The sequence below is a fragment of the uncultured Flavobacterium sp. genome (genome assembly GCF_937967675.1).
Taxonomy (GTDB): domain Bacteria; phylum Bacteroidota; class Bacteroidia; order Flavobacteriales; family Flavobacteriaceae; genus Flavobacterium.
This window is the reverse complement of record NZ_CALBSN010000154.1, coordinates 1-6,233: the sequence shown is the minus strand read 5'-3', so window position 1 is coordinate 6,233 and position 6,233 is coordinate 1. Positions and strand designations below refer to the sequence as shown.

The 6,233-nt window shown below is 31.8% G+C and carries 8 protein-coding genes and 1 pseudogene; 5 read left to right on the top strand and 4 right to left on the bottom strand.

The features are described from left to right. Nucleotides 1–739: pseudogene (locus tag Q0075_RS10100) on the top strand (DNA primase); the annotation flags it as partial. On the opposite strand, the gene Q0075_RS10095 reads toward Q0075_RS10100, so the two are convergent. Both Q0075_RS10095 and nadE read right to left on the bottom strand, forming a co-directional pair. Next, nucleotides 736–1,365 (bottom strand): response regulator transcription factor, encoded by a 630-nt coding sequence (locus tag Q0075_RS10095; RefSeq protein WP_297869395.1) that lies wholly within the window; start codon nucleotides 1,363–1,365, stop codon nucleotides 736–738. The pseudogene Q0075_RS10100 and the gene Q0075_RS10095 overlap by 4 nt on opposite strands. Before the next feature lie 79 nt (nucleotides 1,366–1,444). Next, nucleotides 1,445–2,251 (bottom strand): NAD(+) synthase, encoded by an 807-nt coding sequence (nadE, locus tag Q0075_RS10090; RefSeq protein WP_297869394.1) that lies wholly within the window; start codon nucleotides 2,249–2,251, stop codon nucleotides 1,445–1,447. An 81-nt stretch (nucleotides 2,252–2,332) separates the two neighbouring features. On the opposite strand from nadE, the gene gldB reads away from it, so the two are divergent. Continuing rightward, on the top strand, nucleotides 2,333–3,295 hold the full coding sequence (gldB, locus tag Q0075_RS10085) for a gliding motility lipoprotein GldB (RefSeq protein WP_297869393.1): 963 nt from the start codon (nucleotides 2,333–2,335) through the stop codon (nucleotides 3,293–3,295). A 2-nt stretch (nucleotides 3,296–3,297) separates the two neighbouring features. After that, on the top strand, nucleotides 3,298–3,624 hold the full coding sequence (gene gldC, locus Q0075_RS10080; RefSeq protein ID WP_297869392.1) for a gliding motility protein GldC: 327 nt from the start codon (nucleotides 3,298–3,300) through the stop codon (nucleotides 3,622–3,624). A 43-nt stretch (nucleotides 3,625–3,667) separates the two neighbouring features. Here the strand turns inward: gldC and yihA are convergent, their stop codons facing one another. Then, nucleotides 3,668–4,288 carry a ribosome biogenesis GTP-binding protein YihA/YsxC gene (gene yihA, locus Q0075_RS10075; RefSeq protein WP_297869391.1) on the bottom strand — a complete coding sequence of 207 codons (621 nt, stop codon included), beginning with the start codon at nucleotides 4,286–4,288 and terminating at the stop codon, nucleotides 3,668–3,670. Nucleotides 4,289–4,325: 37 nt separating this feature from the next. Next, complete coding sequence (locus Q0075_RS10070; protein WP_297869390.1) at nucleotides 4,326–5,090, bottom strand: alpha/beta hydrolase; 765 nt, start codon at nucleotides 5,088–5,090, stop codon at nucleotides 4,326–4,328. 326 nt (nucleotides 5,091–5,416) lie between these two features. Here Q0075_RS10070 and mraZ point away from each other — a divergent pair, with 326 nt between their 5' ends. Together mraZ and mraW are read left to right on the top strand one after the other, a co-directional pair. Further along, nucleotides 5,417–5,887, top strand: a complete 471-nt coding sequence (mraZ, locus tag Q0075_RS10065) for a division/cell wall cluster transcriptional repressor MraZ (RefSeq protein WP_297869389.1) — start codon at nucleotides 5,417–5,419, stop codon at nucleotides 5,885–5,887. Then, a partial coding sequence (gene mraW, locus Q0075_RS10060; protein ID WP_297869388.1) for a 16S rRNA (cytosine(1402)-N(4))-methyltransferase occupies nucleotides 5,862–6,233 on the top strand: 372 nt, incomplete at its 3' end. The genes mraZ and mraW, both read left to right, overlap by 26 nt.

The window sequence follows — 6,233 nt, the reverse complement described above, 5'->3', positions numbered from 1 at the left end:
CAGAATCATGGATATTTCCGAAGATGTACTTTTTAATACCTTAGCGCAATTAGTAAAGAAAGATTTATCGGAAGCTAATAAACAATATAAAGAGGAACAAAAGGCATTTGAAATCGTAAGAAATGATGTTACTCAACCTACATCAAAAGTTGATATTCAATATGAATTGGAACATAAAATCATTCAGATTTTGTTGTTGTATGGCGATAAAGAAGCCGAATTTGAAGATACTATTTTAAGTCAGAATGAGGAAGGAGAAATGGTTGAGGTAAAAGAGCAAAATACCTATAAAGTTTTCCAACGAATCTATCTGAGTTTGCAAGAAGATGAGGTAGAACTGGCAAATCCAATTTTCAAAGAAATTTACAATCATTTAATTGCATATTTTAATGAAAATGAGTCATTTGAATTGGATAAATATTTGATGCAACTTCCTGAAGAATTAGCGCAAGAAGTCTCCACGATTCTTATGAATGAAGAACGTGAGGTATTACACAATTGGGAAGTACAACAAATTTATGTAAAACAAAAGGAATCCACCATAAGCCAATACGTAACCGAGACGATTATCACATTGCGATGGTATTTAGTCAATAACATTATAGACGATTTGAAAAATTCAATTTCGTCCGATGAAAATTCTGACAACTCAGAAACTCTGGAAATGGTAATGGCTTATTTGGGGTTAACACATATCTTTTCTAAAAACTTGGGTAGAGTTTTGTCAAGATACAATTAAATTACATCTAAATCTTTTGCTTTTTTTAATAAATCCACGAGGTTAGTTACATCTAGTTTGGCTAATAATCGCAATTTGTAAGTGCTAATTGTTTTTTCATCTAAACCAAGTATTTGAGCTACTTCTTTGTTTTTCTTACCATCATTTAGGTAACGAAGTACTTCAATTTCTCTTGTAGATAATTTTTTAAACAATCGCTCCGATTTTTTTCCTTTACTAAGCATTTCAATGCTTTTCTTAACCGTTTCGCTAAAGACAACTTTGCCTTCAGTTACTTTTGTAATTGTGGCTTCTAGATCTTTTAAATCACTTCTCTTAGAAACGTATGCTGAAACTCCTGCTTTTATTGCTGTTGGAGCATACATCTGTTCGGAAACATTTGTAAACATAACGATTTTAGTTTCAGGAAAATCTTTCATCAAATTTTTAATGTCTCTGATGCTTGGCAATCCATCTAATTCTACATCTAGGATAAGAATATCACAACGTTTTGCCTCTAAAAGTGAAAGTAAAGATTCTAAATTTTTAGCCGATCCAATAACTTCCATTTTAGTGTTACCATGAAAAAAGGATTGTAATCCATGAACTACAACTGGTAAACTATCTGCTATACCTATTTTAATCATAACTAAAAAATTATAGTATTAATAATATAATATCAAAGTTACTAAAAAAAATGTAATTACTTGTTAATTAAAAATGTAATTATTTTAAATTATCAGGAATTTTACAAATTGGAATAGGATTCATTTTGTGTTGGTTAACTCTGTTTAATCTTCTGAAAATTTTAAAAACTTCGGCCTCTCTTCCTGAAAAATCGGCACTAGTTTTGCCTTGGTCTATTTGTTTCATTGCCCACTCAAGCTCATCATAATTTGCTCCAATTTGGTCTTCGTCACTTCTTTCATCACCAAACAAGCCATCTGTGGGTTTAGCTTTTAAAATGCTTTCAGGTATTTGTAAATAGGTTGCTAGTAAACGTACTTCACTTTTAACTAGATCAGCAATAGGGCTAATGTCTACACCACCATCGCCATATTTTGTAAAAAAGCCTACGCCAAAGTCTTCAACTTTATTTCCAGTTCCGGCTACTAAAAATCCGTTTAATCCTGCAAAATAATATAATGTTGTCATGCGTAAACGGGCACGAGTGTTTGCTAAAGACAAATTTAATACCGATTCATTTTCACTAGAGGGAACTTGATTTTTAAAATTTTCAAAAACAGGTGTCAAATCCGCTCTTTCGTTAAAAACATTTGGGAAACGCTTTTTTAACTGGTCAATGTGCTCATTAGCTCTATTAACGTGACTTTCCGCTTGATGTATAGGCATTTCAATACATAGTGTAGGCAAACCTGTTTGGGCACATAAAGTAGATGTTAAAGCACTATCTATTCCTCCAGAAATTCCCACAACAAAACCCTTTACTTTTGCGTTAATAGCATAATCGTGTAACCATTGTACAATATGTTGGTTGATTTTTTCGGCTTGAAATGTGTTAGAATTTGTCATTTTTTTATGAAAATTTATGAGTCGATAAATGTATATTTGCAAACTAATTTTGGTTCCATAAAAGTATAAAAAATACCCTATATGAAGAAATTATTATTTGCGCTTGTCATTGTTGCTTTGTGTTCTTGTAAAGATGAAAGCAAAGTAGAGGAAGCTGTTGCAAAAATTCCAGTTGAGTTTAAAGTGGAGCGATTTGATCAAGCTTTTTATCAATCAAAACCTGAAGATTTGCAAAAAATCAAAGCGCAATATCCATTCTTTTTTCCAGAAGGAAATCCAGATTCGGTTTGGGTTAATAAGTTGAAAAATCCATTATTGAAGGAATTGTACAAAGAAGTACAAATAAAATATCCAACATTAGGTCCAATTGAATCTGATATGGAGAAAATGTTTGCCTATGTGCAGTATTATTTTCCAAAATTCAAAACGCCAAGAGTAATTACCTTAATTAATGAAGTGGATACAGATGCAAAGGCATTTTATGTGGATACTTTGGCTCTAGTCTCATTAGATTGTTATCTAGGAAAAGAACACCGTTTTTATGTCGATTTTCCTGAGTATAAAAAGCAAAGTTTAGAGTCAAATCAAATTTTACCTGATTTAGTATCAACTTTTTGTTACGGTAAAATTGCTCCTCCAGCAGACCGAACTTTATTATCAGCTATGATTTATTATGGAAAAGAATTGTATGTAAAGGATAAGTTAATTCCATTTTACTCTGATGCGGATAAAATTGGTTACACCGATTTGCAAATCAAATTTTGTCAAGCGAATGAATATTTTATGTGGAGTAATTTAGTCGAAAACAAATTATTGTTTGATTCTAATCCTAAAAATGAAATGCGATTTATAAGACCAGCGCCATTTTCAAAATTCTATTTAGAAATTGATAACCAAACTCCTGGAAGAGTGGGGCAATGGTTAGGTTGGCAAATCGTAAGAAGTTACATGGAAAATAATGAAGATGTAACTTTAGAACAATTATTAGCAATGGATGCTAAAACCATTTTCGATAATTCAAAATACAAACCAAAGAAGCAATAAATATGAAAACATCTGATATAAAAATCACCGTAGGTTTAGACGAAAATAACGTTCCAGATAAGTTATTATGGACAGCACAAGATGGTGGAGTGGAACAAGAAGAAGCTAAAGCAATGTTATTGTCAGTTTGGGATAGCAAAGCTAAAGAAACCCTTCGTATTGATTTATGGACAAAAGATATGCCAGTAGATGAAATGAAACAATTCTTCCATCAAACTTTAGTAGCCATGGCAGATACTTTTCAACGCGCAACTGCTGATGAAAAAATGTCAGATACCATGAGAGATTTCTGTGAGTACTTCGCCGAAAAAATGGATTTAAAAGCATAAAAAAAGTCGCTAGAAATAGCGACTTTTTTGTTATGTTTATTTTTTAAATAAAGCCATTATCTTTAAAAATGTCTTCATTTATCTGATTAATATATTCTAAAATTCCTTCTCTACCTGTAGCTTCTAATGATGAGGTAACAAAATAAGGAGGCATTTCAGCCCAATCGCCTGCTAACAATTGTTTCTTGTAAGCTTCAACATGATTGTTGACTTTGTTTTTTCCCAATTTATCTGATTTGGTAAAAATAATCGCAAACGGAATTTCGCTTTCTCCCAAATATTCCATGAATTCCAAATCGATTTTTTGAGCTTCTAATCGAATGTCGATTAAAACAAAGGCGCAAACCAATTGCTCTCTTTGCTCAAAATAATCCATAATAAATTGTTGGAAAACTGCTTTGGTTTTCTTAGAAACTCGAGCATAACCATAACCTGGTAAATCCACTAAAAACCAATTATTATTGATTTTAAAGTGATTAATTAACTGGGTTTTTCCGGGTTTTGATGAGGTTTTTGCCAAATTTTTATGGTTCGTCAACATATTAATCAAGGATGATTTTCCTACATTGGAACGACCAATAAAAGCGTATTCAGGTAAGCGATCTTTTGGACATTTATCCACTTCTGAATTACTAATTACGAATTCGGCGGTATTAATTTTCATAGTATTCTAAAATAAAATTCCCCAAAAAGGGGAACTATTATAAATTCTTCTTTTGTAACCAATCAAACAAAATTTGATTAAATGTTTCAGGATGCTCCATCATGGCAGCATGTCCACATTTCTCAATCCAAAATAATTCTGAATTGGGTAACAATTTATCAAATTCTTCGGCAACATTTGGAGGTGTTACTTTGTCATTTCTACCCCAAATAATACATGTTGGAGTCGTCATTTTTGGTAAATCTTTTGCCATGTTATGACGAATAGCGCTTTTGGCAATTGTTAAGGTTTTAATCAATTTGATTCTGTCGTTAACTGTTGCAAAAACTTCGTCAACAATTTCCTTAGTTGCAATTTCTGGATTATAAAAAACGTCTTGCGCTTTCTTTTTGATGTATTCGTAATCACCGCGTTTTGGGTAACTTTCACCCATTCCACTTTCATACAAACCTGAACTTCCTGTAATTACTAACGCTTTTACAAGTTCTGGATACATCTTGGTAAAATACAATCCGATATGTCCGCCTAGCGAATTTCCAACAAGAATTACGTGATCAAATCCTTTATGAATAATAAAATCTTTAACAAATTTTGAAAAGGCTTTAACGTTGGTTTTTAAAATATTTTGTGTGTAAATAGGTAATTCTGGAATCACCACTTTATATCCTTTAGGAGGAAAAAAATTTGCCACACCATCAAAATTACTTAGGCCGCCCATTAAACCATGAAGAATGATTATTGGGGTACCTTCGCCAGCTTCAAAATAGGTGTATTTTTTTTCTTTTTTTAACATAAGTTCCACTTAAGGTATTAGTTCTAATGTTTGACAAATATACTATTTTATTAAAGAATGAAAAGAAAAATTTAACAGAGTTGTTTTTAAGTTTTTACAACTTGTAAAATGTTAGTTATCAACAATTTTATAAGTTTTTAATTTCTAAAACAGAAAAAAGTAGCGTTTAATTTTTAAGAATAATCACTTCTCAAATCTTGATTTTGCAAATATTACTTTGTTAAAAGTGGAAAACCGAGTTTTAAAATCCAAAAACTTATTAACAAAGTGGTAGTATGTGGTAAAAAGTGGTAAATTTTTTCTAAATTTGTCCATATTCTAATCAAAAAGAAAAGTTGAAAACATTAATCGGAACATACGAGTGTAAAGTGGATGCTAAAGGAAGGTTGATGCTTCCTACTTCGCTAAAGAAACAATTAGGTTCTTTAGAGGATGGTTTCGTGTTGAAACGTTCGGTTTTTCAACCTTGTTTGGAATTATTTCCAATGGCGGAATGGAATAAAATGATGTTGAAAATCAATAAGCTAAATCGTTTCAATAAAAAAAATGATGATTTTATTAGAAGATTTACAGCAGGAGTTAAAATGATTGAGATTGATGCAACAGGACGACTTTTGATTTCGAAAGATTTAGTGGTTTTTGCTCAAATTGATAAAGATATTGTGTTGAATTCAGCTATTAATATCATCGAGATTTGGGATAAAGATAAGTACGAAAATGCGATTGAAAACGCTGTGGGTGATTTCGCAGACTTGGCAGAAGAAGTAATGGGTAATTTTAATGACGACGAAGATGGAATATCATAATCCAGTATTGTTAAAAGAAACAGTTGATGGATTGAATATTCATCCAGATGGAGTATATGTGGATGTTACTTTTGGTGGTGGCGGTCACTCGAGAGAAATTATGAGTCGTTTGGCCAAAAATGGAAAATTATTTGCTTTTGACCAAGATCTAGATGCATTGAAAAATGCAATTGACGACGAGCGATTTACTTTAATCAACGAAAATTTCAGATTCATAAAACGTTTTTTACGTTTCCACGGAATCAAGCAAGTAGATGGAATTTTAGCTGATTTAGGGGTTTCATCCCACCAATTTGATGTTGCAGAAAGAGGTTTTTCAACTCGTTTTGATGCTGAATTGGATATG